Source organism: Stenotrophomonas sp. YAU14A_MKIMI4_1, assembly GCF_003086855.1.
GTDB lineage: Bacteria > Pseudomonadota > Gammaproteobacteria > Xanthomonadales > Xanthomonadaceae > Stenotrophomonas.
Window position 1 is genome coordinate 2,140,624 of record NZ_CP025998.1, and the last position, 25,369, is coordinate 2,165,992.

General features: G+C 65.1%; 22 protein-coding genes. 16 read left to right on the forward strand and 6 right to left on the reverse strand.

Annotation, left to right across the window (positions count from 1 at the left end; all coding sequences use genetic code 11):
- The first annotated feature begins 26 nt into the window (after window positions 1–26).
- From C1931_RS09820 to C1931_RS09855, 8 genes are all read left to right on the forward strand, one after another.
- Window positions 27–1,082 (forward strand): ABC transporter substrate-binding protein, encoded by a 1,056-nt coding sequence (locus C1931_RS09820; protein WP_108756164.1) that lies wholly within the window; start codon window positions 27–29, stop codon window positions 1,080–1,082.
- Window positions 1,079–2,122, forward strand: coding sequence for an iron ABC transporter permease (locus tag C1931_RS09825; protein ID WP_108756165.1), 1,044 nt, complete (start codon window positions 1,079–1,081; stop codon window positions 2,120–2,122). Before C1931_RS09820 ends, C1931_RS09825 begins: the two co-directional genes overlap by 4 nt.
- On the forward strand, window positions 2,119–2,880 hold the full coding sequence (locus C1931_RS09830) for a heme ABC transporter ATP-binding protein (protein WP_108756166.1): 762 nt from the start codon (window positions 2,119–2,121) through the stop codon (window positions 2,878–2,880). Before C1931_RS09825 ends, C1931_RS09830 begins: the two co-directional genes overlap by 4 nt.
- Window positions 2,881–2,961: 81 nt before the next feature.
- Window positions 2,962–3,528, forward strand: a complete 567-nt coding sequence (locus tag C1931_RS09835; RefSeq protein ID WP_108756167.1) for an energy transducer TonB — start codon at window positions 2,962–2,964, stop codon at window positions 3,526–3,528.
- A 116-nt stretch (window positions 3,529–3,644) separates the two neighbouring features.
- Entirely contained in the window at window positions 3,645–4,391 is a 747-nt protein-coding gene (locus C1931_RS09840) for a hypothetical protein (protein ID WP_108756168.1), read from the forward strand.
- A 468-nt stretch (window positions 4,392–4,859) separates the two neighbouring features.
- On the forward strand, window positions 4,860–6,896 hold the full coding sequence (gene fusA / locus C1931_RS09845; protein ID WP_108756169.1) for an elongation factor G: 2,037 nt from the start codon (window positions 4,860–4,862) through the stop codon (window positions 6,894–6,896).
- A gap of 401 nt (window positions 6,897–7,297) precedes the next feature.
- Window positions 7,298–7,570 carry a hypothetical protein gene (locus tag C1931_RS09850; RefSeq protein WP_079221882.1) on the forward strand — a complete coding sequence of 91 codons (273 nt, stop codon included), beginning with the start codon at window positions 7,298–7,300 and terminating at the stop codon, window positions 7,568–7,570.
- A 110-nt stretch (window positions 7,571–7,680) separates the two neighbouring features.
- Window positions 7,681–8,436: a SapC family protein gene (locus tag C1931_RS09855; protein WP_108749617.1), complete on the forward strand. Its 756-nt coding sequence runs from the start codon at window positions 7,681–7,683 to the stop codon at window positions 8,434–8,436.
- Between the two features lies 1 nt (window position 8,437).
- On the opposite strand, the gene C1931_RS09860 is transcribed toward C1931_RS09855, so the two are convergent.
- Window positions 8,438–10,777, reverse strand: a complete 2,340-nt coding sequence (locus C1931_RS09860; protein ID WP_234412898.1) for an ATP-binding protein — start codon at window positions 10,775–10,777, stop codon at window positions 8,438–8,440.
- Window positions 10,774–11,400 carry a response regulator transcription factor gene (locus C1931_RS09865; protein ID WP_108756171.1) on the reverse strand — a complete coding sequence of 209 codons (627 nt, stop codon included), beginning with the start codon at window positions 11,398–11,400 and terminating at the stop codon, window positions 10,774–10,776. Before C1931_RS09865 ends, C1931_RS09860 begins: the two co-directional genes overlap by 4 nt.
- Before the next feature lie 389 nt (window positions 11,401–11,789).
- Between C1931_RS09865 and C1931_RS09870 the strand changes: the two genes are divergently transcribed.
- The 5 genes from C1931_RS09870 to C1931_RS09890 all read left to right on the forward strand — a co-directional run bounded on the left by C1931_RS09870 (window position 11,790) and on the right by C1931_RS09890 (window position 19,333).
- Window positions 11,790–14,783 (forward strand): TonB-dependent receptor, encoded by a 2,994-nt coding sequence (locus tag C1931_RS09870; protein WP_108756172.1) that lies wholly within the window; start codon window positions 11,790–11,792, stop codon window positions 14,781–14,783.
- A gap of 362 nt (window positions 14,784–15,145) precedes the next feature.
- A complete protein-coding gene (locus tag C1931_RS09875; RefSeq protein ID WP_108756173.1) occupies window positions 15,146–15,421 on the forward strand; it encodes a hypothetical protein in 276 nt (91 codons plus the stop codon).
- A gap of 165 nt (window positions 15,422–15,586) precedes the next feature.
- Window positions 15,587–16,615, forward strand: a complete 1,029-nt coding sequence (locus C1931_RS09880; protein ID WP_108756174.1) for a DUF4034 domain-containing protein — start codon at window positions 15,587–15,589, stop codon at window positions 16,613–16,615.
- Window positions 16,616–16,731: 116 nt separating this feature from the next.
- Complete coding sequence (locus C1931_RS09885) at window positions 16,732–18,687, forward strand: hypothetical protein (RefSeq protein WP_159095466.1); 1,956 nt, start codon at window positions 16,732–16,734, stop codon at window positions 18,685–18,687.
- A 301-nt stretch (window positions 18,688–18,988) separates the two neighbouring features.
- Window positions 18,989–19,333: a hypothetical protein gene (locus tag C1931_RS09890; protein WP_234412909.1), complete on the forward strand. Its 345-nt coding sequence runs from the start codon at window positions 18,989–18,991 to the stop codon at window positions 19,331–19,333.
- Between the two features lie 520 nt (window positions 19,334–19,853).
- On the opposite strand, the gene C1931_RS09895 is transcribed toward C1931_RS09890, so the two are convergent.
- From C1931_RS09895 to arsH, 3 genes are all read right to left on the reverse strand, one after another.
- A complete protein-coding gene (locus tag C1931_RS09895; protein ID WP_159095467.1) occupies window positions 19,854–20,156 on the reverse strand; it encodes a hypothetical protein in 303 nt (100 codons plus the stop codon).
- A 185-nt stretch (window positions 20,157–20,341) separates the two neighbouring features.
- A complete protein-coding gene (gene arsC / locus C1931_RS09900) occupies window positions 20,342–20,761 on the reverse strand; it encodes an arsenate reductase (glutaredoxin) (RefSeq protein WP_108756177.1) in 420 nt (139 codons plus the stop codon).
- Window positions 20,758–21,498 carry an arsenical resistance protein ArsH gene (gene arsH, locus C1931_RS09905; protein WP_108756178.1) on the reverse strand — a complete coding sequence of 247 codons (741 nt, stop codon included), beginning with the start codon at window positions 21,496–21,498 and terminating at the stop codon, window positions 20,758–20,760. The genes arsC and arsH overlap by 4 nt, the downstream gene beginning before the upstream one ends.
- A 40-nt stretch (window positions 21,499–21,538) precedes the next feature.
- Between arsH and C1931_RS09910 the strand changes: the two genes are divergently transcribed.
- From C1931_RS09910 to C1931_RS09920, 3 genes are all read left to right on the forward strand, one after another.
- The gene (locus C1931_RS09910; RefSeq protein WP_108756179.1) at window positions 21,539–21,853 is read left to right on the forward strand and encodes a metalloregulator ArsR/SmtB family transcription factor; all 315 of its coding nucleotides are present in this window, start codon (window positions 21,539–21,541) and stop codon (window positions 21,851–21,853) included.
- Window positions 21,854–21,909: 56 nt separating this feature from the next.
- Window positions 21,910–22,968, forward strand: a complete 1,059-nt coding sequence (arsB, locus tag C1931_RS09915) for an ACR3 family arsenite efflux transporter (RefSeq protein WP_108756180.1) — start codon at window positions 21,910–21,912, stop codon at window positions 22,966–22,968.
- 116 nt (window positions 22,969–23,084) lie between these two features.
- Entirely contained in the window at window positions 23,085–23,840 is a 756-nt protein-coding gene (locus C1931_RS09920) for a tetratricopeptide repeat protein (protein WP_108756181.1), read from the forward strand.
- On the opposite strand, the gene C1931_RS09925 is transcribed toward C1931_RS09920, so the two are convergent.
- A complete protein-coding gene (locus C1931_RS09925) occupies window positions 23,837–24,754 on the reverse strand; it encodes a type II CAAX endopeptidase family protein (RefSeq protein ID WP_108756182.1) in 918 nt (305 codons plus the stop codon). The two genes, C1931_RS09920 and C1931_RS09925, sit on opposite strands and share 4 nt — an antisense overlap.
- Window positions 24,755–25,369: the final 615 nt, after the last annotated feature.

Consider the following 25,369-nt stretch of genomic DNA (forward strand, 5'->3'; position numbering starts at 1 on the left):
TCGCCTGGCCAGCAAGGAGAATTCGCATGAACTTCGCTTCCCATCTGCGCCTGTGTGCGCTCCCGTTGGCCGTTTCGCTGGCGTTGGCCGCCTGCGGTGGCAGTGCGCCGCCGAGCGCGACCGATGCCGCTGCGCCGGCCGCCGGGTCTGCTGCGGCTTCGGCAGGCGCTGCGCCGGAACTGCCGGCTGGCTGGCAGCGCGTGGCCGGCGTGGATGTGCCGGCCCTGCAGGAGCAGAAGGCCGCACTGCCGACCACGGTAACCAGTGATGACGGCGCGCAAGTGGAAGTGAAGGATGCCAGCCGGATCATTGCCGGCGGCGATGACGTGATTGCGGTGCTGGAAGCGCTGGGCGCTGGCAGGCAGGTGTTTGCCGCGCCCACCAACACCACCACCCAGGCCGGCCTGGCCGCGCCGCATCAGTTCCTGTTCAATCGCACCACGGGCGTGGAAGGCGTGCTGAGCCTGCAGGGCTCGCTGTTCCTGGGCAACAGCCTGCGCCGCCACACCGAGCTGTCGAAGAAGTTGCGCGAAGTGGGCGAGCCGGCCGTGGTGGTCGACGACCTGCAGCCGGCACCGGACAAGGTGCGCAAGATCGCGGCGGCGATTGGTCTTGCCGATGCCGGCCAGACACTGGCCACCCAGGTGCAGCGCCAGCTGGATGAGGCGGCCGGGATCGGCAAGGGCTTGGCCCATGCGCCGCGCGTGATCCACGTGTCGGCCACCGGCGCCGGCGGTCTGCCCACCGTCGCAGGTGCTGACAGCGCCTCGGCGCAGCTGATCGCGCTGGCTGGCGGCGTGAACATCGGTACCGAAGCCGGGGTGAAGAACTATTCGCAGTTGAGCAACGAGGGTGTGGTTGCCGCGGCGCCGGAAGTGATTCTGGTGACCGAGCACGACCTGCAGCAGTTCGGCGGTGCTGATGGGCTGTGGAAGGCCTATCCGACCCTGAAGCAGACCCCGGCCGGCGCCGCCAACCGGGTCTGGGTGCTGCCGGATGTGCAGCTGAAGTACACCAGCGTGGGCTCGGGTGCGGGCGCGCTGGCGCTGGCCAAGGCCTTTGCGGCGCTGCCGCCGGCATGAGCCCTGCGGATCGGCGCCGCCGTCGCGGGCGGGTGATGTTGCTGGTTGCGTTGCTGGCACTGCTGGGGGCAGTGCTGGCGTCGTTCGCCGTGGGCCCGCTGCGGCTGCCGCCGCTGGAGGTGCTGCAGGCGCTGGGAGTGAAGCTGGGGCTGGTCGATCCGCAGGCGGTCAGCAGCCGTGACCTGGCGGTGGTCTGGCAGCTGCGTATTCCGCGCGCCCTGTTGGGGGCGATGGTGGGTGCGGCGCTGGCCATGGCAGGCGCCAGTCTGCAGGGCCTGTTCGGCAACCCGCTGGCAGACCCTGGCATCGTCGGTGTCAGCCAGGGTGCGGCGCTGGGCGCAGTGGCAGCCATCGTGCTGGGCGCGGCCGGTGCCGCCGGCTGGCTGGTGCCGGTGGCGGCCTTCGGGGGCGGCGCCGCGGCCATCGGGTTGACCTATGCGCTGGCACGCCCGGGCAAGGGCACCGGCAATGCCACGTTGCTGCTGGTAGGTATTGCGATGGCCGCGTTCTGTTCGGCGCTGATCGGCTTCCTGACCTATATCGCCAGCGAAAGCGAGCTGCAGTCGCTGGTGTTCTGGCAGATGGGCTCGCTGGCACGTGCCAACTGGTCGGACGTGGCAGCGGTGCTGCCGCTGTTTGCCATTGGCGTGTTCGCGCTGCTGCGCCTGGCCACACCGCTGGACATGCTGGCCTTGGGTGAGCGCCAGGCGCAGCACCTGGGCCTGGACGTGGCGCGCACGCGCCGCCGTCTGGTGGCCTTCAGTGCATTGCTGGTGGGCGCGGCGGTGGCATTTGCCGGCTCGATCAGCTTCGTGGGCCTGGTGGTGCCGCACGTGGCGCGCTTGCTGGTGGGCCCGGGGCATCGTTGGCTGCTGCCGGTATCGGGCGTGCTGGGCGCGCTGCTGATCGTGGTGGCCGACACCGCCGCGCGGACGCTGGATCCGCCTGCGGAGATTCCGTTGGGGCTGTTCTCGGCCGCGCTGGGCGCGCCGTTCTTCCTGTGGCTGGTGCTGCAGCAGCGCCGCAAGGTGGCTGCATGAGCGCCTTGCTGAGCCTGCGCGACGTGGTGGTGCGCCGCCAGCAGCGCGAGATCCTGCATGGCATCACCCTGGATTTCGCGCCGGGCACGGTCACTGCCCTGGTGGGTCCCAATGGTGCCGGCAAATCCACCTTGCTGGCGGTAGCTGCGGGCGACCTGCGCGCCGACGTCGGCGACGTGGCGTTGAACGGGCGTGCGCTGCACGCCTACAAGGCCGGGCCGCTGGCGCGCGAGCGTGCGGTGATGCCGCAGGAACACGGCGTGCGCTTCGCCTTCAGCGTGGAAGAAGTGGTGGCGATGGGGCGCCTGCCGCACCCCCCCGATCCGGCCGTGGACGATGCGCGCGTGGAAGCCTCCATCGATGCCGCCGAGCTGCAGGCACTGCGCCTGCGCGAAGTGCAGCAGTTGTCCGGCGGCGAATCGGCGCGCACCACCTTCGCCCGCGTGCTGGCGCAGGACACGCCGCTGTTGCTGCTGGACGAACCCACCGCAGCGCTCGACCTGCGCCACCAGGAACGTACCCTGCGCAGCGTGCGCGCCTGCGCCGAAGCCGGTGCGTGCGTGATCGTGGTGCTGCACGATCTGAACCTCGCCGCCGGTTACGCCGACCGCATCGTGCTGCTGGAACAGGGCAGGGTGGCCGCCGATGGCACCCCCTCGCACGTGCTGACCGAGGCCAACCTGCAGCGTGTATACCAGCAGGACGTAGTGGTGCTGCAGCACCCCAAGCGTGGCGTGCCGCTGGTAGTAGTGACCTGACTGTCGGGGGTCAGATCCTTTCGCCCCGCGAAAGGCTCTGACCCCAAGCTCGGCCCCAGGGTCGAAATTCGGAAAAGTTGCATGGACCGGCGCGTTGGGCCGATGGAATCCTGTGCAGCCCGCTTCCGCCGGCCTGCCACCATGAAGTTGCTTCACGTGACTGCCATTACGGTCTGCATGCTGGCGTCCGCAGGGTGCGTGCAGCACTCCGCCCCTGAGCGCGCGGCTGATACGGTCTGCCGAAGTCGTCTTGCGCTGCACGCCGACGCCTGCGCGGAGATAGCCGTGGCATCGGTGAAGCGGATCGTACAGGCACGCGAGAAGCGCTTCTATCGGCGTGATGACTGCAGTTTCAAAGCGACCCGATCGTCTGAGCCTTCCATCTCGTTCTTCTCTCCGTTCCTGAATCCGCCCGAGTATCCGCCCGACCGGTTCTCCGGTGGAACGGCCGTTGTGCGCATGCAGGTGGATGCTGAAGGAATGCTGCGTTCAGTCGAAGTGGTCCAGTCCAGTGGTGATGCCGCGCAGGATGCGGCTGCAGCAGAGAGCGTGTGGAACTGGTGCTACGTGCCCGCACAGCGCGACGGCAAGGATGAAGGCGGATTCGTTGAACATCGGTTTGACTTTGATCCGCCGGCTGACGGCTGAATGCCCAAGGTCAGATCCTTTCGCCCAGCGAAAGGCTCTGACCCCACGCAGCAAAGCTTCCGTTCGCGCCGCGACGTATCCTTGGCGGTTCGTTTTTCTTCAACGGAATGACCCCCATGAAAGTTCCCTTCGCACGTACCGCACTTGTCGCTGCGCTGTTTGCTTCGGCGTGTGCGGCCAATGCAGCCACGACCTCGGTGTCGTTGAGCAAGGCGGCCGACCAGGCCACCTCGATCGAAACGCGCAGCGCCAAGGGCAAGGGCGCCACCCCGGATCTGTTCACCACGCACTACTACGTGGGCGGTGAAATGATGATGGCGTGGGCCGACCAGCAGGTGCTGGTGCTGTGCAGGAAGTCTGCGTATCTGAAACTGCCGGGCATGAAGCCTGCTGCCAGCGAACTGCCGCTGGAGCAGCGACAGATGATCGGCGCACAGGCCATGATGGCCGGCTACACCAGCTATGCGGCCATTGCCGAGATGGTGGATGGCTCGGTTGCCGTGGCCGACGATGGCAGCGAAGTGCGCCGCCAGGCCGAACGCCCGTGGGCGTACGGCACCGAGCGCTACGATGTGACCAGCCAGCGCATGCCCAATGGCGCTTTGCGGGTGCGCGCGGTGAAGACCGCCACGGTGAATACGGCCAAGCGCTCCAAGCCGGGCGATAGCTTCAGCACTGACGAAGACCAGGACGCACGTCTGAGCGAGCTGGGCGCCGTGGGCAGCTGGACCGAAGTCACCGTCCATACCACCCCGCGCCGTGGCGAGGTCGATCCGGCGTACTCGCTGAAGGGTTGGGTATCGGTGACCGGTGACAACGCGGCGACCGTGGGCGACGCGCGGCGGATCAACGGCTGCGAGTGACCGGCCGTTGCTGGGGTCAGAGCCCTTGGCGTGGCCAAGGGATCTGACCCCTTGGGTCAGGGGTCGGATCCTTTCGCAAAGCGAAAGGCTCTGAACCCATTACACCTCATTGTTCCATTGGCGTGTGCAATAGCCCCTTGCGCGCCAGATTGGCAGGTCTAGAATGCGCTGCATGAACCGGATGCCGCTCCTGAAGTTTTTCACCCTGACCCGCGCAAGCGCGGAACGGGCGTATCTGCCTGGAGTGCCACGAAGCCGTTGATACGGCTATCGTTGGACCATCCACAGAGCGCCCTTCGGGGCGCTCTTTTCGTTTCCGCAATTTCATTTTCAACGCCGCCGGCGCCGCCGGTTCGACCCAAGGAGAACGTGCCATGCACCAGACCGCCGAGACCGAACGCTAGCCGCATGCCCTGTCGCCAACCGGGGTGTGCGGCCCCTGAAGTTGGCTTTGCAGGAACCTATCTCATGAACACCCAGACCCTTTCCCGCCGCCGCAACCTGGGCATCATTGCCCACATCGATGCTGGCAAGACCACGTTGACCGAACGCCTGCTGTGGAAAAGCGGCGAAATCCATCGCGTCGGCGAAGTGCACGACGGCAATGCGACCACCGACTTTTCGGCCATCGAGCGCGAGCGCGGCATCACCATCGGCGCCGCAGCCGTGCAGGCGCAGTGGGCGCCGCGCGATCTGCCGCCGCACCGGCTCACGCTGATCGACACCCCCGGCCACATCGACTTCGCCATTGAAGTAGAGCGTTCGCTGCGCGTGCTCGACGGTGCCGTGGCCGTGTTCTCGGCCGTGGATGGCGTACAGCCGCAGTCGGAAACCGTGTGGCGCCAGGCGCGTCGGCATGGCGTGCCGTCCATTGCCTTCGTCAACAAGATGGACCGCGTGGGTGCCGACTTCGGGCGCGTGCTGGAGCAGATGCAGGACAAGCTGCAGGCGCAGCCGTGGGCGCTGGGTGTGCCGCTGGGCAGCGAAAGTGCTTTCAACGGCTGGGTGGACCTGGTCGATGAGCGCGTGCTGCAGTGGCACGATGATGGCACCACCACCGTTTCGGCGTGGGACGATGCCGCGCGCACGCAGTGGCAGGCGCACCGCCAGGCCTTGATCGAGGCGGTGGCCGACCACGACGACGCGCTGGCCGATGCCTGGCTGGAAGGCCGCGCCATCGATGCAGCGCTGCTGCGCGCTGCGCTGCGCCGGGCCACCCTGGCCGGTGCAGGGGTGCCGGTGCTGGCCGGTGCGGCGTTCAAGGACAAGGGCATCGAGACGCTGCTGGACGCGGTGGTCGATTACCTGCCTTCGCCACTGGATCGCCCCGCGGTTACGGCCGTGAGCGAGCAGGGTGACGTCGTGCTGCCGCCGGACCCGGACGGTCCGCTGGCGGGCCTGCTGTTCAAGATCACCCACCAGCAGCACGGTGCGCTCAGCTTCGTGCGGCTGTACTCGGGCACCTTGAAGGTGGGCGATGCCGTGGCCAGTTCGCAGCACCCGCAGGGGCGGCGCGTCAGCCGCCTGGTACGGGTACAGGCCGACCAGACCCACGACATCGAACAGGCCGTGGCCGGCGACATCGTGGCGGTGCTGGGCTGGAAAGATGCGGTCAGCGGTGAAACGCTGAGCAGCCGGGCACGGCCGCTGCAACTGGAAAACATCCAGGCGCAGGCACCGGTACTGGCATGGCGGTTGAGCCCGGCGCGGGCGGCGGACCTGATCCGCATCGCGCAGGGCCTGGCCAGCCTGGCCCAGGAAGACCCGTCGTTCCGTGTGGAAACGGATCGCGACAGTGGTGAAACCCTGGTCTGGGGCATGGGCGAGCTGCACCTGGAGGTGATGGTCGAGCGCCTGCGCAGCGAATGGAAGGTGGACGTGGGCGTGGGATCGCCGCGCGTGGCCTACCAGGAAACGCCCATCAAGGCCGTTTCCGGTGTGGTGGGCCGGGTGTCCAAGCAGAACGGCGGGCAGGGTCAATTTGCCCACGTGGTGCTGGACATTGCGCCGCGCGAAGATGGCGAGGTGGTCTTCAACGACCGCATCGTCGGTGGCGTGGTGCCGCGTGGCTTCATCGCCGCGGTGGAAAAGGGTGTGCGTGCGGCGCTGTCCGATGGCCCGCAGGGTTACCCCGTGGTGGGTATCGAGGTGACTCTGGTCGATGGCGAAACCCATGCCAAGGACTCCTCGGAACTGGCCTTCCATCGCGCCGGGCTGGAAGCGGTGCGGGCGGCACTGGCTGGCAGCGGCACCCAGGTGCTGGAGCCGGTAATGGAAGTGACGGTGCATTCGCCGTCGGCATCGGTGGGCGACGTGGTGGGCGACCTGAATCGCCGCCACGGCCGCATCGCCCGCATCGACGACCAGGACGGTCGCGCCGAGGTGAGTGGCTTTGCGCCGCTGGCCAACCTGGTGGGGTACACCACCGCGCTGCGCTCGCTCAGCCAGGGGCGGGCCAGCAGCGAGGCGCACCTGCACGGGTATGAGCCGGTGCGCGCCGCATAGCAGGCAAGGCAGGGGAGTCCGTTCGCGGGCTCCCCTTTTTGTTGGCGGCGGATAGGGCGATGGGCGTGCCATCCACGCATGGCGTGGATCTACTGCGCCCATCGTGGCATTGCAAGGATGGTCGACACGTCACGTCATCGGCGCGTTGCGCGCGGGGGCGGATGGGGCGATGGGCGTGCCATCCACGCATGGCGTGGATCTACTGTGCCCATCGGGGCGTTGCACGAATGGTCGACACGTCACGTCATCGGCGCGTTGCGCGCGGCGGTAGATCCACGCCATGCGTGGATGCGGGGTCATGCCCGCTGCAACGCAACAAAAGCGCAGAAAAAGCTGGATTAAAGTGATGCCTCACGATAAATTGCGCACCCCCTGTTGAATTACCGCCGATCGCACCCGCCATGCGTGATGACAATGACCCCGGAACCCTGGAGTTGACCCTGCCGCGCAAACGCGGCCGGCCGCCCAAGTTCGGGTACGCCATGAGCGATGCACAGCGGGCGGCGCGCTACCGCGCACGCAGGGCAGGGCAGGCCAACCATGCCGACGTGCGTTCGTGCAGCGACATGGTGCTGCTGGACAAGATCCGCGCGGCCGTCAGCGCCCGCGACACCGAACTGGCCGGCTTCCTGGTCCACGTTCTGTGGCAGCGCTACCCGCTTCAGTTGAAATAATTCGTGGCCGGGGTGGCCGTGGCCACCCAGCTTGTTGATAATGCGGGGTTCAGGTTGTTCCCGCTGGCGCGCCCGGGATGGCAGGCGCGCATGATCGACATGGTTTTACGATGACCACTACCAGCGACACCACCACCGAAGCTGCACCGAGCAGCGCGCCCCTGTTCTACACCCGTCCGGTGCCGCTGCAGGCCGACAAGCATGCCGACGTGCGGATCCTGCCGGGCAAGCTCGAATTTGCTGCCAGCAGCAACTCCATCCCGCTGGTGCTGGGCGAATTCTCGCTGGCGCTGCACCACTTCCCGATCCTGTTCGCCGGCCCCACCGCGGTGCCGATGGCGGCGGTGGGCATCACCAACGACAACCTGTTCATCACCGATGGCCTGTGGGCCGATGAGACCTACATCCCGGCCTATCTGCGCCGTCATCCCTTCATCTTCATCGACACCGGCGAAGGCAACGACTTCCTGCTGGGCATCGACGAAGACAGCGCCCGCATCGCCCGCGGTGGCGAGGAAGGCCAGCCGCTGTTCGCCGATGGCAAGGCCACCGAGCTGGTGCAGCAGGCGCTGGAATTCTGCGGTCAGTTCACCCGCGAGCACGAGCAGACCCAGGCCTTCTCCAAGGCGCTGGTGGACAACAACCTGCTGGTGGAGCGCAATGCCAACGTGCGCCTGCCCGATGGCCGCGAATTCAACCTCAACGGCTTCTTCGTGGTGGATGTCGAGAAGTTCATCGCACTGCCCGACGCGACCGTGGTCGAATGGCACCGCAGCGGCTGGCTGGCACTGATCCACCAGCACCTGATGTCGCTGGGCCGCTTCAACGACCTGACCCGTCGCCAGATCGCGCGCAGCGCCGCCTGATTCAGGGCAGCTGCACGGCCCCGGCAATACCGGGGCCGTGCACGATGCGCAGTTGATCGACCAGATGCACCGCAGCGCCCCAATCGGGCGAGCGCTCGCGCCCGTGCTGGGCCAGCGTTGCGGCCATCGCCGCCAGTTCGTGCAGGCCCTGCATCTGCAACGCGCCATGCAGCCGGTGCGCATGGTGCGCCAGCGCAACGAAATCGTGAGCCTGCGCCGCACGTTCGGCTGCCGCATGTTCGCGCCGAAGATCCTCGGCCATCTCTGCCGCCAGTGTGACCCTGTCGTGCATGGCAGGCTCGGCGGCTGCATCGCAATGACCCAGGGCCTGCAGCAACGCATCCAGCTGCAGGGGCTTGCTCAGTACACCATCGAAGCCGGCCTGCAGGCAGCGCTGCTGGTGCGCGGCCCCGGTGTGGGCCGACAGCGCCAGGATCTGCGTGGTGCCACCTTCGGCCGTGCTGGCTTGGCGCAGCTGCGGCGCCAACGCATAGCCATTGCTGTGCCCCAGTTCGATATCCAGCAGGATCACCGCGTGCTGCGCGCTCGCCTGGCGCAGCAGTGCCGCACCGGCGCTGGAGACTTCATGCACGTCCGCACCGTGCCTGCGAAGCTGCGCGGCCAGTACACGGCGCGACAGCGTGTGGTCTTCCACCAGCAGCATATCCAGCCCTGCCAGCAGCGGCGTGGCCGCGGCCGTAGGCGCGGCCGGTGCCTGGGCATCCGGCAACGGGATGACCGTGACCGGCAGGCGCAGGCTGAAGCGACTGCCGCGGCCCTGCACACTGTGCGCGTCCAGCGTACCGCCCATCGATGCTGCCAGCTCGCGGCAGATCGACAGCCCCAGGCCACTGCCGCCGCGCGCCTGTCCCTCGTCGCCGGGCTGGAAGGGCTGGAACAGCACCGCCATCTGCGCCGGCGCGATACCGATGCCGCTATCGATGACATCCACCAGCAACTGTGGCGCGTCTGCATCTGCGCGCAACTGCATGCGCAGCTCGATGCCGCCGGCATCGGTGAACTTGATGGCGTTGCCCAGCAGGTTGTCCAGCAACTGCCGCAGGCAGTCCGGGTCCAGTTGCAGCCCCGGCAGCGGCTGTGGCGATACGTCCAGATGCAGAGTCAGTCCCTTGCGCTGGGCTTCGGGGGTGATGGCGTCCAGCGCCTGGGTTGCGATGTCGGCGGCGTCGCAGGGGCGGGGGCTGGGCTGGAACGTGCCGGCCGCCAGACGCGAGAAATCCAGTGCGCGATTCAGTCGCGCGCGCAGCTCCAGCGTCGCGCGATTGGCGGCGCTCACCAGATCGCGCGCACTGGCGGGCAGTTGCAACTGCCGCAGCAGATCCAGTGCCGACATCACCAGGTGCGCCGAATTGCGCACCTCGTGACTGAGCATGCCCACCGCACGCGCCTGCGACTGCGAGCGCTGGCGCCAACGTCCTGCCAGCCGGCGACGCAGCCACAACCCGCCCACGGCCAGCGCGACCAGCGGCAGCAGTGACGACGAACCGCGCATGCCCGCCTGCGCCAATGCGTCGGCAATCGAACGGGGCAGGGTCTGCACCGCCCAGCGATGGCCCAGCGCGGCGTGTTCTTCCAGGCTGATCCTGTCCAGGCCTTGTTCGACCCGATCCAGCAGCGCCCGCTGGTCAGCGTGGGCCAGCAGGTGCAGCTGTTGCGGAAATCCCGAGCGGATCGGCTGCAGTTTCAGGCCCTCGCTGAAATGCCGCCGCAGGATCGGGCGCAGCGAGGCTTCCATGCCGATGGCCGCGTCAGCCGCACCGGCCTCCACCGCGGCCAGTGCGGCGTAGACATTCGTTACCGGCAGCACCCGGACATCACCGGCGTGCTGTGCCAGCCAGCCGGGGTAGGCGCCACCCTGCACGGCGGCCAGCACCACCGCATCCAGCCCATCGGCATCGCGCGGCAGGCGCGTTCCGTTGCGCCCGGCCAGCGCCGTCGTTGCGCCGGGGAAGCTGCGCCGACCGGTCTGCAATGCGCAGGAGGTGGCGTGATCGAGCGCGCTGCCCTGCACCAGGATCAGGTCGGCCTCGCGGCTGCACAGGGCCAGCAGGGCCTCGCGCAGGCTGTCATAGGGCGTATCGACGAAGGTCAGCCCGGAGTGGCGCTCCACCAGCTCGGCATAGCCGTGGGCGATGGTCGGCAGCACTGGGCGACTGCCCGGGGCGTCAGGGAAGGGGCGCAGGGTCGGGTAGGTGGCCACGCGCACCTGGCGACCATCGCCCCATTGCCACAGATTCGTATCGCCGGCGGAGGCGCAGGGCAGCAGGGTCAGTGCGGCCACCATTGCCACGTTGCGCCAAGGGGTGGGCGTGCAGCTCATAAGGCCTCCAGTTCGCGGCGCATGGCAAAGATTTCCGCGTCGTTGCGCAGCCCCAGCTTGCGCAGCGCCGCGACTTTCTGGGTGCTGATGGTCTTGACGCTGCGGTGCCGGTGCTGCGCGATCTGCGAAACGGTGTAGCCCGCCAGCAGCAGGCGCATCACTTCGCGTTCGTTGCGACTCAACTCATCCTGGCCCGGCAACCGCCGACACGCGGCGGGAATGCGATACAGCCCCTGCGAGACGCGCACCACGGCGTCGGCCAGTTCGCTTAGCGGCTCGGATTTGCCGACATAGCCATTGATGCCGGCCGCCAGCAGGTGGCTGATCGCCGCGGCAGAGGCCTGCCCGGCAAACGCGAGCAACGGGGTGCGTGGGGCGTGCTCGCGCAGGTGTTCCACCAGCGCCGTACCGCTCAGATCGCCGGGCGCCAGGCTGAGGTCGATGATGCCCACGTCGACCCGCTCCTGCTGCAGCGTCTGTGCAAAACACGCGCTGGCGGAGTGGCTGGCCACGATCTGGAAGCGGAAGTCTGCCCCCAGGTGGAGTGCGGTGCCGCGACGGACCACATCGTGGTCGTCCAGTAGTGCCAGACGCAGGCGGCGCGGTGCAGGGAATCCGTTCATGCGCGGGAGGTGATCGGCGCCGCTGGGGCGTGGCGCCCATTCTGGCGCTGCACGTCACGCCAGCCTCGAATTCGTTCGAATTTTACGATTATTCCTATTTGTTGCAGCGCGTCGCTTTTAACCCAAGCGCTGCGGAGGCGTATGCGTTGCGTTGGGGTTTCGGCCATGAAGGTGCCGCGCGCCCGGCACATTATCGTGACGCGTCACGGCGGAGCGAGCGGGCGCATGCGAGGGTAGGGCAGAGACCTGCCTATCGCCATCGGCCAATAGCAGATAACCACTGGGCATTTCTGCATTGGGGCGCGAGCGGGGTTAATGAATGTGCAATGTCTGGCGCGTCGGTTGCGGCGCGTGGGCAGCGCTTCCCCCACTACCCGTACCGAAACACGATGACGACAGCTCGTTCTTCACTGCGCCCGCGTCTGCTGGCGTTGGCGGTGGCGCTTGCCACCGCGTCTCCCGCGCTGCATGCGCAGTCCACCACCGGTGCCATCGCCGGCCAGGCGCCGCCTTCCACGCAGCGCATCTTCGTCCGCAGTGACACCGGCCTCAGCCGCGAGGTGGCGGTCGATGCACGCGGGCGCTTCACTGTCAGCCAGCTGCCACTGGGCCGCTATTCGGTGGAAGCGCGCGATGCCGAGGGCAAGGTGCTGGAATCCCGCCAGAATGTGGCGTTGACCGTGGGTGCCAGCACGGAAGTGTCCTTTGCCGGCATTACCCGGCTGGATGGTGTGCAGGTCAGCGCGGATCGTGCCGCCGCGGCGATCGATGTCAGCAGCGTGGATTCGCGCACCGTCATCACCGCCGAGCAGCTGCAGCGGCTGCCGCTGGGGCGCTCGGCCGAGGCTATCGCCCAGCTGGCGCCAGGGGTGATCGGCAACAGCGGCAACGGCAGCTATGTCGGCCCGACCGGCGCACAGCTGGTGAGCTTCGGCGGCTCGTCGGCCGCAGAAAACGCGTACTACATCAACGGCTTCAACTCGACCGATCCCTTGCGTGGCCTGGGCGGCTTGACGCTGCCGTACGGCAGCATCGACCAGCAGGAAATCTACACCGGCGGCTACAGCGCCAAGTACGGCCGCTCCGACGGCGGCGTGATCAACGCCGTTGGCAAGCGCGGCACCAATGATTGGCACTTCGGCGGCCAGGTGACGTGGGAGCCGGCCTCGGCGCGATCGAACAAGGACGATGTGCGCTACCCGGGCGACGGCGCGCTGTACGCGCCCGAGAGCAAGGACCGCGAGTGGGTGACCACGCAGAGCGTCTATGCCGGCGGCCCGCTGATCGAAGACCGGCTGTTCTTCTTCGGTTCCTACGAACTGGAACGCCGCGAGGGCACCGACGTGAAGAACGTCGAGGCTACCAATTCCTATTCGAAGTACGAATACAGCCGGCCGCGCTGGTACGCCAAGCTGGACTGGAACATCACCGACAACCACCTGCTGGAACTGACCGGCGCGTCCAGCCGCAACGTGTTCCGCGGCGACATCTTCGCCTACGACTACGACGCGCTGAGCAGGGGCGAACAGCGCGGCAAGGAAGATACCACCAAGACCGGTGGCGACCTGTGGACGGCCAAGTACACCGGCTATCTGACCGACCGCCTGACGGTAAGCGCGCAGTACGGTGAAATGAACACCGATGACTACATCGGCAATCCCGCCTACGACGGCAGCCTGACCTACATCAACAGCGCATCACTGCAGAACCCGGCCATTACCGGTGGCACGCCCATCACCAATGCACAGACCACCTCGTTGCTGGTGAACCCGGACCGTGGCAACCGCACTAACAACCTGCGGCTGGATGCGAACTACGTGTGGGGCAACCACAGCATCACCGTCGGCATCGACAACCAGAATGCGCGTGCACTGAATCGTGGCTCGGTGGCATCGGCCGATGGCTACTACTGGATCTACGGCCAGTCCAACCCGAACGTGCCGATCAACACGGGCCTGGGCGTGCCGGCCACCGGTGGTATCCGCAATGGTGAAGACGGCTACTACGTGCGCCAGTACATCTACAGCGCACTGGCCTCGGTGCGCGCCTCGCAGCGGGCGCAGTACATCGAAGACAACTGGCAGGTGACCGATCGCCTGCTGTTGAACCTGGGCCTGCGCCTGGACCAGTTCACCAACTTCAACCGTGATGGCGACGCGTATATCAAGCAGGCCAGTGGGCAGTGGGCGCCGCGCCTGGGCTTCAGCTGGGACGTGGGCGGGGACGGGCGCTTCAAGGTGTTCGGCAACGTGGGCCGCTACTACCTGGCGCTGCCACTGAACCCGGCCTTCAATGCCGCCGGCGCCACCCTGGCAACGTCCACCTACTACACGTACGGCGGCATCGACAGCAACGGCTACCCGACCGATCTGACCGCGTTCTCTGGCGCGGTGTCGTCCAACAACAACTACGGTCTGCTGCCGGATGCAAAGACGGTGGCCACCTCGGGCATCGAGCCGTCCTACCAGGACGAGTTCATCCTGGGCTTCAGCAAGGCACTGGGCCAGAACTGGGTGTACGGCGCCAAGGCCACGTACCGCGTGCTGCGCAGCGGCGTGGATGATTACTGCGATATCGACGCCGTGCTGGGCAAGGCCAGCAGCCTGGGCTACAACGTGACCAAGGACAGCAACCCGGTAAGTTGCTGGCTGATCAATCCGGGCCGGGCGAACACCTTCAACCTGGTTGATACCAGCGGAAATTACGTATCCGTGCCGCTGAGCAACGCGGAAATGGGCTTCCCGCGCTTCAAGCGCAACTACTACGCGGTGAACCTGTCGCTGGAGCACCCGTTTGATGGCCGCTGGTACGCCCGTGCCGATTACACCTGGTCGCGCAGCTACGGCACCACCGAAGGCCAGTTGCTGTCCGGCATCGGCCAGACCGCGGTGTCCACCACCCAGGCGTGGGATTACGCGCAATTGATGGAGCACACCAACGGCCCGCAGAGCAACGACCACACCCACCAGATCAAGCTGCACGGCTACTACCAGATCACGCCGGAGTGGCTGGTGTCGGCCAACATCAAGGCGCTTTCCGGCACGCCGTTCAGTGCACTGGGGTCCTACGGGCCGAACTTCGAAGATCCGTCCGGCTACGGCATTGCCTACCACTTCTACAACGGCCAGCCGGCGCCTCCCGGCAGCCAGGGCCGCCTGCCGTGGCTGAAGCAGCTGGATCTGGGCGTTTCCTATCGTCCTGCGGCTGCAGATGGCCGGCTGGGCTTCAATCTGGACGTTTTCAACGTGTTCAACAGCCAGACCGCGCTGTGGAAATCGCCCTATTCGGAGCTGGACCCCGGACAGCCGGACCCGCTGTATGGCGCGGCGACGGTACGACAGGCGCCGCGATCGCTGCGGGTCAGCGTGAGCTACGACTACTGACCAAGGGGGCAGGGCGGGCCGGGGAGGGAGCCCTTGCCCGCCATGGGGTCGGATCCTTTCGCAACGCGAAAGGCTCTGACCCCATTTCAGTGCCTGGCGCAGCTTGACCATGGCCGACGCGAGGACGTCCAGGGTCGGATCCTTTCGCAGACCGAAAGGCTCTGACCCCATTCCAGTTCCAAGCGCAGTGATGCCGGCGTAGAGTCTGGTCCTGCCATGTGCAGCCCAGGCGCTGGTCCGTGCCACCTTCGAATCGATTGCTCTGCAGCCTGGCCGCGGCCCTGGGCCTGGTCACCACAGCGTGGGCCGTAGGATCCGTTTCAGCTGCAGAACCCCAATCCGAACCGTCTGTGGCTGACGCCATGATCGAGGTGACCGGCACGCTGGAGGTTTACCCAGGCGGTCACGGCCTTGGTGAGATCCGCGTAGATGACGGCAGATGCTTTGATCTGGCACTTCCCAAGCACGTGTTGAAGGACAGCATGCGCTGGTTCGGGAAGCGCGTGGTGATTGCGGGATCCATGCAGTTCCGGCCACGGATGGACGAAGTGATCTGGTGGGAGATCAAGGATCGGAAGATTGAGGGGTTTGGCTGTTCGGAGGATGTGATCTATGTGGAGCGGATTGAGCGGCTGTAGGGCTGAGGGCGGCTTGGTCACTTCTTTGAGTAACATAATATACATTATGCGCAATGCCATGTGGCTTCTGACCAGCCGCTAGACCTCCCGAATTCCAGCTAGACTCGCCTCGGGTTCCAGCCGCCACCCAGGACTGAAAGCGGCCCTTAGACCAGGACTGTCGCCATGCGCTCACCCGCATCACTGATGCTCTGCCTCTCCATCGCACTGGTTACGCTGCCTTGCGCCGTCGGCACCGTACAGGCCGGGCCATCCATAGACTCCCCCGAGTACGCCGAACGCAACGGCATCCAACGGCAGGTTGAGGCCTTGCTGGGCAAAGAGGATTTCGCGGGTCTGGAAGCCTTGGCCAACAAGTACCGCCGTACCGATGAAACCACCACCAGCGGCACGCTCAAGTTGACCCATTTCTATGAGGCGCTGTCGGCGCTGTACGAGGCCGACCGGATTCCGCTGGGTCAGGATGACCCGATGCACGACCGGATCATGCGCTGGGTGAAGAAATACCCGCGTTCTGCAACGTCCCACCTGGCCATGGCTGCCACAATGCTCGGGCGCGGCATGGCGTACCGCGGCTATGGCTATTCCAACTCGATCAGCGCGCAGGATTCCGCCAACTTCCATGCCTACACAGAAGCGGCCAGCAAGTATCTGGCCGAGCACAAGAAACAGTGCGCGAGCGACGCACACTGGTACGAACTGGCATCGTCCGCTGCCGTGCGGCTGAACTGGGAAGCGACCGACCTGATGGCGCTGGTGGATGAAGGCATGGCCAAGCACCCTGGCAACATGTCGATTCCCTTCGTGGCGGCACAGTACTTCTCGCCCAAATGGGGCGGCACCCCCTATGCCGTGGAATCGATGGCGCGGCGCGCGCTCGAGACGGTTCCGGAACGCGACCGCCCTGCCCTCTATGCGCGCATCTACTGGTCCACCGCGGGCAGCTATTACAGCAGCCCGTTCGCTGAGAAACAGGTGGACTGGCCGTTGATGAGCCAGGGAATTGACGATGTGCTGGCCCGGTATCCGTCTGACTGGAACCTGCAGAACTTCGCCTATTTCGCCTGCCAAGCCGGCGACAAGGCCAAGACGCGTGCCCTGATGGACCGCATTACGCGGCCTATGGAATTTCATGCCTGGTGGGATGGGGATGTGTACGAGCAGTGCCGGCGATGGTCGCGTGAGGACTCTTGAGTGCCGGTACACCTGGATGGATCGGGCGTGTTTGCCGTGCGGATCGGAAAAAACCACCCCATCGACCGCAGAAATGACCCGCTGGGCGCAAGATGTGGAGTAAATGGAGAGTGACAATGAAACAAGTTGAGATCCAGCGGCATGACTCTGATCTTTTTGCCAATGCTGAAGGGATGCTTCCGTTGCGCCTGGTGCAGATGGCCGCTGGGGTGGACGTTCGAAATCAGATTGCTTTACCAGATACTCCACGATGCGAATCGTCCGATTGCGTTTTGGATTCTGCTGTGCCTGCTTTGCATTATGGGCTGACGGTTATGTCGTACTGCCGGGGCATTGATAGATCGAGCTTCCAACTGTCCGATGCTGAAAGTGGGCGCGCCGTAGTCGCCCTGTCTGGTACCTGGCACTGTGAGAAGAAGAGCATCACCTATGTCTCCATGGGTCGTAACCTCATTCACCAGGAGAAGCTCTCTCTGTCGTCCGAGGATCAGGTTGCGAAGTTGACCACTGGGCAGGTGCTGCACGTCTACGCCGGGAATTCGTCAAGCAAGAAACAGCCCGTGCGCTGGGCCGTGCTTAACTGCCATGAATACACTCACGTAGAGCTCATGACGGCGCTGATGGTCGAGCAGATCGAGGTGCTCGTAGTGGTGTCGCACAACGCGGCGACTAGGCTCTACTGGGAGTACGCGCGCTCCGATGTGCATCGGCTGTACTGCTACGTGATCGTCGTGAATACTGCCGAGCTGGGAGGCTCCGCAGTGTTCGCGCCTTACCGGCGGCTTGGCACTCAGAAGAACGCGCAGTTCAGCGCGTCGGGACAGTTGTTTGGCACGCGAGGGCCAGGCGAATTCACGACCGAGATGATGCTGAACATCGGTGTGCTGCGCAAACTGCGTAAAGACTTCGAGACGAAGGGGTTTGACGGAATCAAATCCGGACAACTGCCGTACGATCTTGAAGCGATGGTTCCATCGCAGCACTTCCTTTCGACCTTCGATGCTCGCCCCGGTGCGCCCGTCGTTGTTCATTGCTGCGACGAGGAGACGAAGACGCTGCCCGATTCAATGCGTGTAGCGGTGGCGCAGTTAGAGAGCATGAGCTTGGACGCCTACACAACTTCAGGCTACCGATTGACCAACGCAACCGGTGTTGGAGTGTTCATGCAGAAGCTTTCAAGCTGGCTCCAGCATGTCGAGTTCCAGTGCAGCCTGAAGAGCGAACGCCCGGGAAAGTTGGACCTGCTGGCCCTCCCAGAAGTGTTTGTGCCGCGGGCATTCTTGCCGTTACTGCAGGCATTCAGTGACCGCACCGGGGCGATGGTGGTGGCGGGAGTCGACTACCCGGCCGAGAACGCAAACGAGTGCGCCATCTTGCGGCCTGGCTCGAGCCCAATCTTGTACCGGAAGGTCACCCGTTCCCAGTACGACGGTCAATGCTCCGAACGGGACGGCGGGCGTATGCAGATGAAACGCGGCGATCGGCTCTTGAGGTTCGTGGACCCGCAGGGACGAGCCATTGGTGTGCTTATCTGCTACGACTACAGCCACCTTGATCTGCTGGCCCGGCTGAACCTCGAAGGACGAGAGAGTCCGCTGGACATGGTGGTGGTCGTAGCCCACAACCCCTTCGCAGATCTCTATCGTTCGTCATGCATCGCCGACGCAAACCGCTTTTACCAATACATCGTGATGAGCAATGTCGCCAAGTATGGCGGCAGCGGCGTATTCGGCCCCATTCGCGGCACGGGTGCGCGGCAGGTGCTGTCTGAAGCGGGTAAGAACTGTGAGGCGGTGTTGATCGTTGACGTCAACCTGAAGGAATTGGAGGAGGCGCGCGCCAGAGGCTATGAGGAGGAGCTGCACGAAAGCAAGTTCCAGCGGCTTCCGGGCGTACTGAAAGGGCGAATTGTCTTCACGGATCCGCGTTGTAACGTCCCTCAGTCAGATCAAGTTGCTGCGGCCGTCCCGCGCCGTCGTAGCATTCAATCCATGTTGGAATGTTGCCGCAGCGCGACTTGGCTATGGCTGAAAAAGCGAATGAGACTTGGGCCGGGGGCCGTAAGCAGTTGAATCGATGGCGCCGCGCGCTAGAGGCCGTGCATTAGCCTGCGCCGGGCCACCGAAAATGGGTGGTCGGGGTCTCGAAAATCCCGGGAACACGACGTTGTTTGCGCTTGCCAGCCGGTACCGCCGCCAAAGAGGTGTCGGCAGGGAATCCGTCTGCCGGCTATGGCGGGCGGTGCGTGGGGGCTTCGTGCCCGCCCGGGCTTAGTTGCACACCGGATTTTCGAGCCACGCATCGTCCGCCACCTTTATCGGTGGCGGCTTCTGCCTGCACGCAAGGAGCCTGCCATGACCGCACCCTACTCCCCTGCCCCGTTCCATCGAGGAACCGCCGGCAGCCGACCCCGCGCCAGACTCCAACACGCTTACCCACCTGCTGCGCAGTATCGGCGCCGGTGCCGCCGCAGATGGGCAACCCTGGCCCGAACGCCACCCGCTACGCATCCGACAGATTGCACTGGCTGATGCCGATTGCGCCCTGGCTGGCCAGCGCGTGGTGCAGGAACTGCTGCTGGCCGCCGAACGCGCCCGCCAGAACGGAGACCCCGACCAGGATGTGGGCGACCCTGTTATGGAAGGCCTGGCCATGGCCTGCCTCGCGCTCAACGTCTTCATCCAGGAACGCTTGCGGCCGCTCGGCGCGGGCTCGTGAGTGAGGTCGCTCCTGGCGTCTGGCCTGATGGTCATCAGTGCACTGGCCGCGCTTGCCTGCCTGCCATGGCCGCAGAGCGACGCCGAAGAGAAGTGGGCATATCCGAAGAGGGGATTCGCGGGGTTCGAGAAGCTCCATGGCAGTGCGCACGAATTTGTTTCCACGCGCCGAGCAACGGGCTTCACGATCTACCCAGCGGATGCCGTTGCGCCCTCTTTCCAGGTGCGCTGCAAAGGCTTTCCCGTGCTGAGGGTCGAGCGCACAAAACCGACGGTCGCGCTGCGTCTGCCGGCAGACGCTCTACAGCGTGCGCCGGAATCTGAGGCGCTGTATGTGGATCTGCAGCAGTTGCTGGCGCTCAATCAGATTGAGGGTGCCGGCATTCCCGATCGGCGGGCCCGACCGTGGTGGCGGGCCGGGCCCGCGGTGCCCAAGGATGAGCGGTGTGCGCCGCTATCTGGCGGCCGGGCTGCGAAGCGGCGTCGGTTCGAACAATCTGTTAGACCGCGATGCCTGCGAGCTATTTATCATCGAATGCCTGAAAGAACTGGACGCTGCCCCATGTGGCAAGTGCAGAGGCAAGAATAGCGAGCGGGACAGACAGCCAGTACAGCTTGACCGATTGGCTTTCAGGCATCCGAAGAAGGTATGGGAGCGCTCTCATAAGAGTGGCGGCTACCGCAAATACAGTTGAGGCAGCCAAAGTAATGAAGAACTGCTTCCTGTGCTTGCGATAGCCACGAACCTGCATGTAAAAAATTACAGCTGCACATAGCGCTGCCACGAAAAATTCAGTCTGAAAAGCAAAGACCAAAGAGTTCACTCAGCAATCCTTAGCGGTCTAACTACCTGGTAGACGGACTCGTAGATCCGGGCATGCGACCTATCCACAAAGCACCGCATGGTGAGGCCTTTTCTTGATACAGCTCGATCTTAGGGTGGCCGCGTCCGGCCAACAACCCAGCACGCTTCCTTCCAGAGGTTGCTATCCCGTGGCAATTTAGCCGTTCAACGAAGGCGCCTGCCACCCCGATCAATCACCACTTCGCCATCTTCCTTGGCAAACGGCTCCCGCACCGCTGGCAGGATGTCCAGAACCACCTCGGACGGTCGGCACAGGCGCGTGCCCATGTCCGTCTGCACGAAGGGCCGATTGATGAGAACAGGATTGGCCAGCATGGCATCCAGTAGTGCGCTCTCGCTCAACGCGGGATCGTCCAACCCCAGTTCCAGATACGGCGTGCCCTTCTGGCGAATCGCGCCGCGAACATCCAATCCGGCCGCGGCAATCAGCGCGAGCAGCTGCGCTCGGCTGGGCGGGTTGGCCAGATACTCGATTACTTCAGGCTCAATGCCGGCGTGACGGATCAGCGCCAAGGTGTTTCGCGAGGTGCCGCAATTGGGGTTGTGGTAGATGACAGCCTTCATGCGCTCTCCTTTTCATCCACTGCGGTCTCGACGACTCCGGCGGCGGCGGTCAGTGCGGCCGCTTCGACTGCGCCCTTCCGCTCGCTGTAGCGGTCAACCAGGTAGTCACTGCGGCCACGCACCAGGAGGGTGAACTTGACCAGTTCTTCCATCACATCCACTACGCGATCGTAGTAGGCCGACGGTTGCATGCGCCCCTCATCATCGAACTCCTGCCAGGCCTTGGCCACCGAAGACTGATTCGGAATCGTGACCATCCGCATCCAGCGGCCAAGAACCCGTAGCGCGTTGACCACGTTGAAGGACTGGGAGCCTCCGCAAACCTGCATCACGGCCAGCGTGCGACCTTGCGTCGGGCGTACGCTCCCCTCCTCCAGCGGCAGCCAGTCGATCTGGTTCTTGAACACGGCCGTCAGGGTGCCGTGGCGTTCCGGGCTGACCCAGACGTGCCCTTCGGACCACAGCGAGGCCTGGCGCAGCTCCTGCACCTTGGGGTGCGAGGCGGGCACCGAGTCGAGCATCGGCAGGTCGTGCGGATCGAACAGCCGGGTCTCTGCACCCAAGTGCTCCAACAACCGCTGCGCCTCCAGCGCCAGCTTGCGGCTGAAGGACTGCGGGCGCAGGGAGCCGTACAGGATCAGGATGCGGGGCCGGTGTGGCGAGGCGTTCGGCTCGCTCAGCCTTTCGGCAGCTGGAGGGTTCAATGCGCCGGGGACGACGTTGGGAAGCTGCTGCATGGAAGTTGTCCTGCCGATTCGATTCGACTATTCTAGAAACATGGAACATAAGACTGCAACCCATGCCTTGGCGGCCCTGGGCCACACCACCCGCCTTTCCATCTTTCGCCTCCTGGTCCAGGCCGGAAGTGGCGGCAAGCTGGCCGGTGACATCGCACAGTCGCTTTCCCTTCCCGGCGCCACCCTCTCCTTCCATCTGAAGGAGCTGCTGGCCGCAGGCCTGGTCACCGCCGAGCAGCGCGGTCGCACCATCTGCTACCGGGCCGAGTTCCAGGCAATGAGCGCGCTGGTGGCCTACCTGACCGAAAACTGCTGCGCTGGCGATCAGGCCTGCGACCGCCCTGCGGGTTGCTGACGTCTCGCCCCTTCGAGATCGCACAGATCGACCAACCGCTCCCTGCGAGACCTGCCATGACGACTGATACGCCCCGCCTGTCCTTCCTGGACCGGCACCTTACGCTCTGGATTTTTCTGGCCATGGCCTTGGGCGTCGGCGTGGGCGCGATGTTCGAAGGCGTGCCCAGTGCGCTTCACAGCCTGTCGATTGGTTCGACGAACATCCCGATTGCCATTGGCCTGATCCTGATGATGTATCCGCCGCTGGCCAAGGTGAAGTACGAAGAGCTGCCCAAGGTGTTCGCCGACAAGCGTGTACTTATGCTGTCGCTGGTGCAGAACTGGATCATCGGCCCGTTCCTGATGTTCGGCCTGGCGGTGCTGTTCCTGCGCGACTACCCCGAATACATGACCGGCCTGATTCTGATTGGGCTGGCACGCTGCATTGCCATGGTGTTGGTCTGGAACCAGCTCGCCCGCGGCGATGGGCAGTATGTGGCGGGCCTGGTGGCATTCAATTCGATCTTCCAGATCGCGCTGTTCAGTGTGTATGCGTGGTTCTTCCTGTCGTGGCTGCCGCCGGTGTTCGGGCTGCAGGGCAGCGTGATCGACGTCAGTTTCTGGACCATTGCCGAGGCCGTGCTGATCTATCTGGGCATCCCTTTCCTGGCGGGGTTCGTTACCCGACGCTGGCTCAAGGCGCGCAAGGGCGTGCGATGGTATGAAGAGACGTTCCTGCCGGCGATCAGTCCCATCACGCTGGCGGCGCTGTTGTTCACGATCGTTGCCATGTTCAGCCTGAAGGGCGGCGACGTGCTGCGCATCCCGATGGATGCAGTGCGCATCGCGATCCCGCTCACGCTCTATTTCATGATCCAGTTCGTGCTGAGCTTCTTCATGGGCAGGATCATTGCCAAGGACTACCCGCGCACGACCGCAATCGCCTTCACTGCGGCAGGCAACAACTTCGAGCTGGCCATTGCCGTTGCCATCGCCGCGTTTGGCCTGGCCTCGCCGGTCGCCTTCGCCGCGGTTATCGGCCCCCTGGTGGAAGTGCCGGTACTGATCCTGTTGGTGCATGTCGCCCTACGGCTGGGCAGGCGCTATTTTCCTTCCGACGCACAAAGCCACTGAGTCATGCGATGGGAATCGGCCCTATTAACGTGACGCATCACGCTCGACCAGCACCCCATTGGCGCCCCACCCCACTCCCACTATAGTGCCAGCCCTCCCAAGGACCAGGCACCCACATGCCCTATATCGGAATCGGACTCCACGTACTGGCCGCCATCTTCTTCGCGGTCCACGCCATCCGCTCAGGCCAGAGCCTCTACTGGCTGCTCCTGCTCTTCTCGTTCCCGCTGCTCGGCAGCGTCGTCTACTTCCTGGCGATTTACTTTCCGGAAGCCCGCCATTCGCGCGGCGCCCGGCAGGCCATCCGCTCCGCCAAGCAACTGGTGAACCCCGGCCAGGATCTGCGCAACGCGCGGGCCGAGCTGGCGCGCACGCCCACCGTGCAGAACCGGGTTCGCCTAGGCATGACGCTGCTCGATGCCGGCCAGGCCGAGGAAGCCCGAGACTTGCTGGAACACGCCGCCAGCTCACCACTGGGCGACGATCCTTACATCCTGACCGGCCTGGCCCGCGCTCGCCTGGATTCCGGCCACGCCGCGCTGGCGGTCGAGACGCTGGACGGTCTGTTCGCCCGCCACCCGGATACACGTCGCAAGCCGGAACAGACCCTGCTCTATGCGCAGGCACTGGCCGAAGCCCAGTCGCACGACGCGCGCGCCGCGTTCGAGCGCGCGGTGGACTGCGGTAACGATGCGGCCGCACGTTGCCTGTACGCCGAATGGCTGATGGCACAGCCGCAGCCGGCCGATCGGGATCAGGCCCGCAGCTTGTTCGACAGCATCCTGGACGATGCCAAGCATTGGTCGCGCCACGCGCGCAGCCACAATGCCGCGTGGCTTGAGCGGACCAAGGTGGCGATGAAGGGCCGCTAGCGGCTGTGGCCCGTCGGCGAGAGGCTCTGAGCTCCGCGCGTCTTTCGCCACTGCATCCACGCGATCGCGGCGACGAAGAACACGCTGCACAGGTAACTTCCTTCCGGGCCTTCCGCGCCACCGGTCAGGGCGTCGAGGCCTTGCGGGCGCAGCGCCACCAACAGCGCCGGCAGGTGCGCATCGATGCCGGTGACGGGCAGTTCGAAGCCCGTCGCGAGCAACCAGTTCCACCCCGCGTGCCAGCCCATCACGCCCCAGATATTGCCGGTCCGCAGCGCCCAGGCGCAGGCGAACAGCGAGAACAAGAACATGCCAAGCGTGACCCGGAGCGGCTGGTGCGGACTGAAATGCAGGAAGCAGAAAACGAGCGACACCAGCAGCACTGCCACCGCGACATTGGTCTTGCGCGCCACCGCCGACAGCATCCAGCCGCGGAAGATAATCTCCTCCACGCTCGCCTGGAACATGAAACTCAGTAGCAGCAGACCGATGTGCAGCAGACTGATGGGCGATCGCCAGGCCAGCCCCACGCCTGCCGCCTGCATGCCGCCCGCCATCCAGATCGCAACTACGACCAGCGCGATCGTGCCGAATCCAACGGCCAGTCCGCGCAGGAAGGTTTTCAGCGGCGCCGGACCGGTCAGCCCGATACTCGCCAGCGAGCGCCCTTCGACGAAGCGCACCCAGGCGAGCACGGCCACCAGCGTCGGCGCGAAGCCAATCCACAGCAGCGCATGCACGCCAGCAAGTCCGATCGGATCGCCGCCCGGCGTCGACCAATGCTGCGACTGCATCCACCCGTCCAGCGCGAGCACCGGTACCGCGTTGAACAAGATCATAAGGATCGGCGCCAGCCAGGCCCAGGGCAACCAGCCGCGGGCCGGTTCCGGCGAATACAGGGCAACGGGGGTCATGCGGGCTCCAGATCGACGTGATCGCCGCTGGAAGTTGCCACCCGCGCAGAGGCGTGGCAACCCGTTTGCGACCAAGCCACAGATGCCTCCGATGAATGGCCTGGATCGCCGACGGGATGGCACTGATTGGTCGCGCCACGCGCGCAGCCACAATGCCGCGCGGCTTGAGCGCACCAAAATGGCGATTAAAGGCCACTAACGGCCGCTAACGGCCGCCGGCAGATGACGTTGGCATGTCGCATTTGCCCTGCCCTCGGTGGCTGAAGTCGGTTCGCGACAATGCGTTCGCCTGAGCCGCCAATGCCGTCGGAAGCCTTGTGTGCCAAGGCATCTGCCACGACTCGCAATTTGCAACGATTCTGAAAATGTTGAAAGCAGTGACGGCTTCGCCCCTACTGCCTTGGCATTGAGCGCAACCCGGCGTATTCCTTGCCGGGCCACCAAACACCGGTGGTCGGGGCTCGAAATCCCGGTTTTATGCTGATGTTTACGCTTGCCAGTCGGCACCACCAGCGCGTGGTGTCGGCTGGCAATCCGTCTGCCGACTATGGCGGGCGGTGCGTGGGGGCTTCGTGCCCACCGGTCCCAGCATAAACCGGATTTCGAGCCACGCAT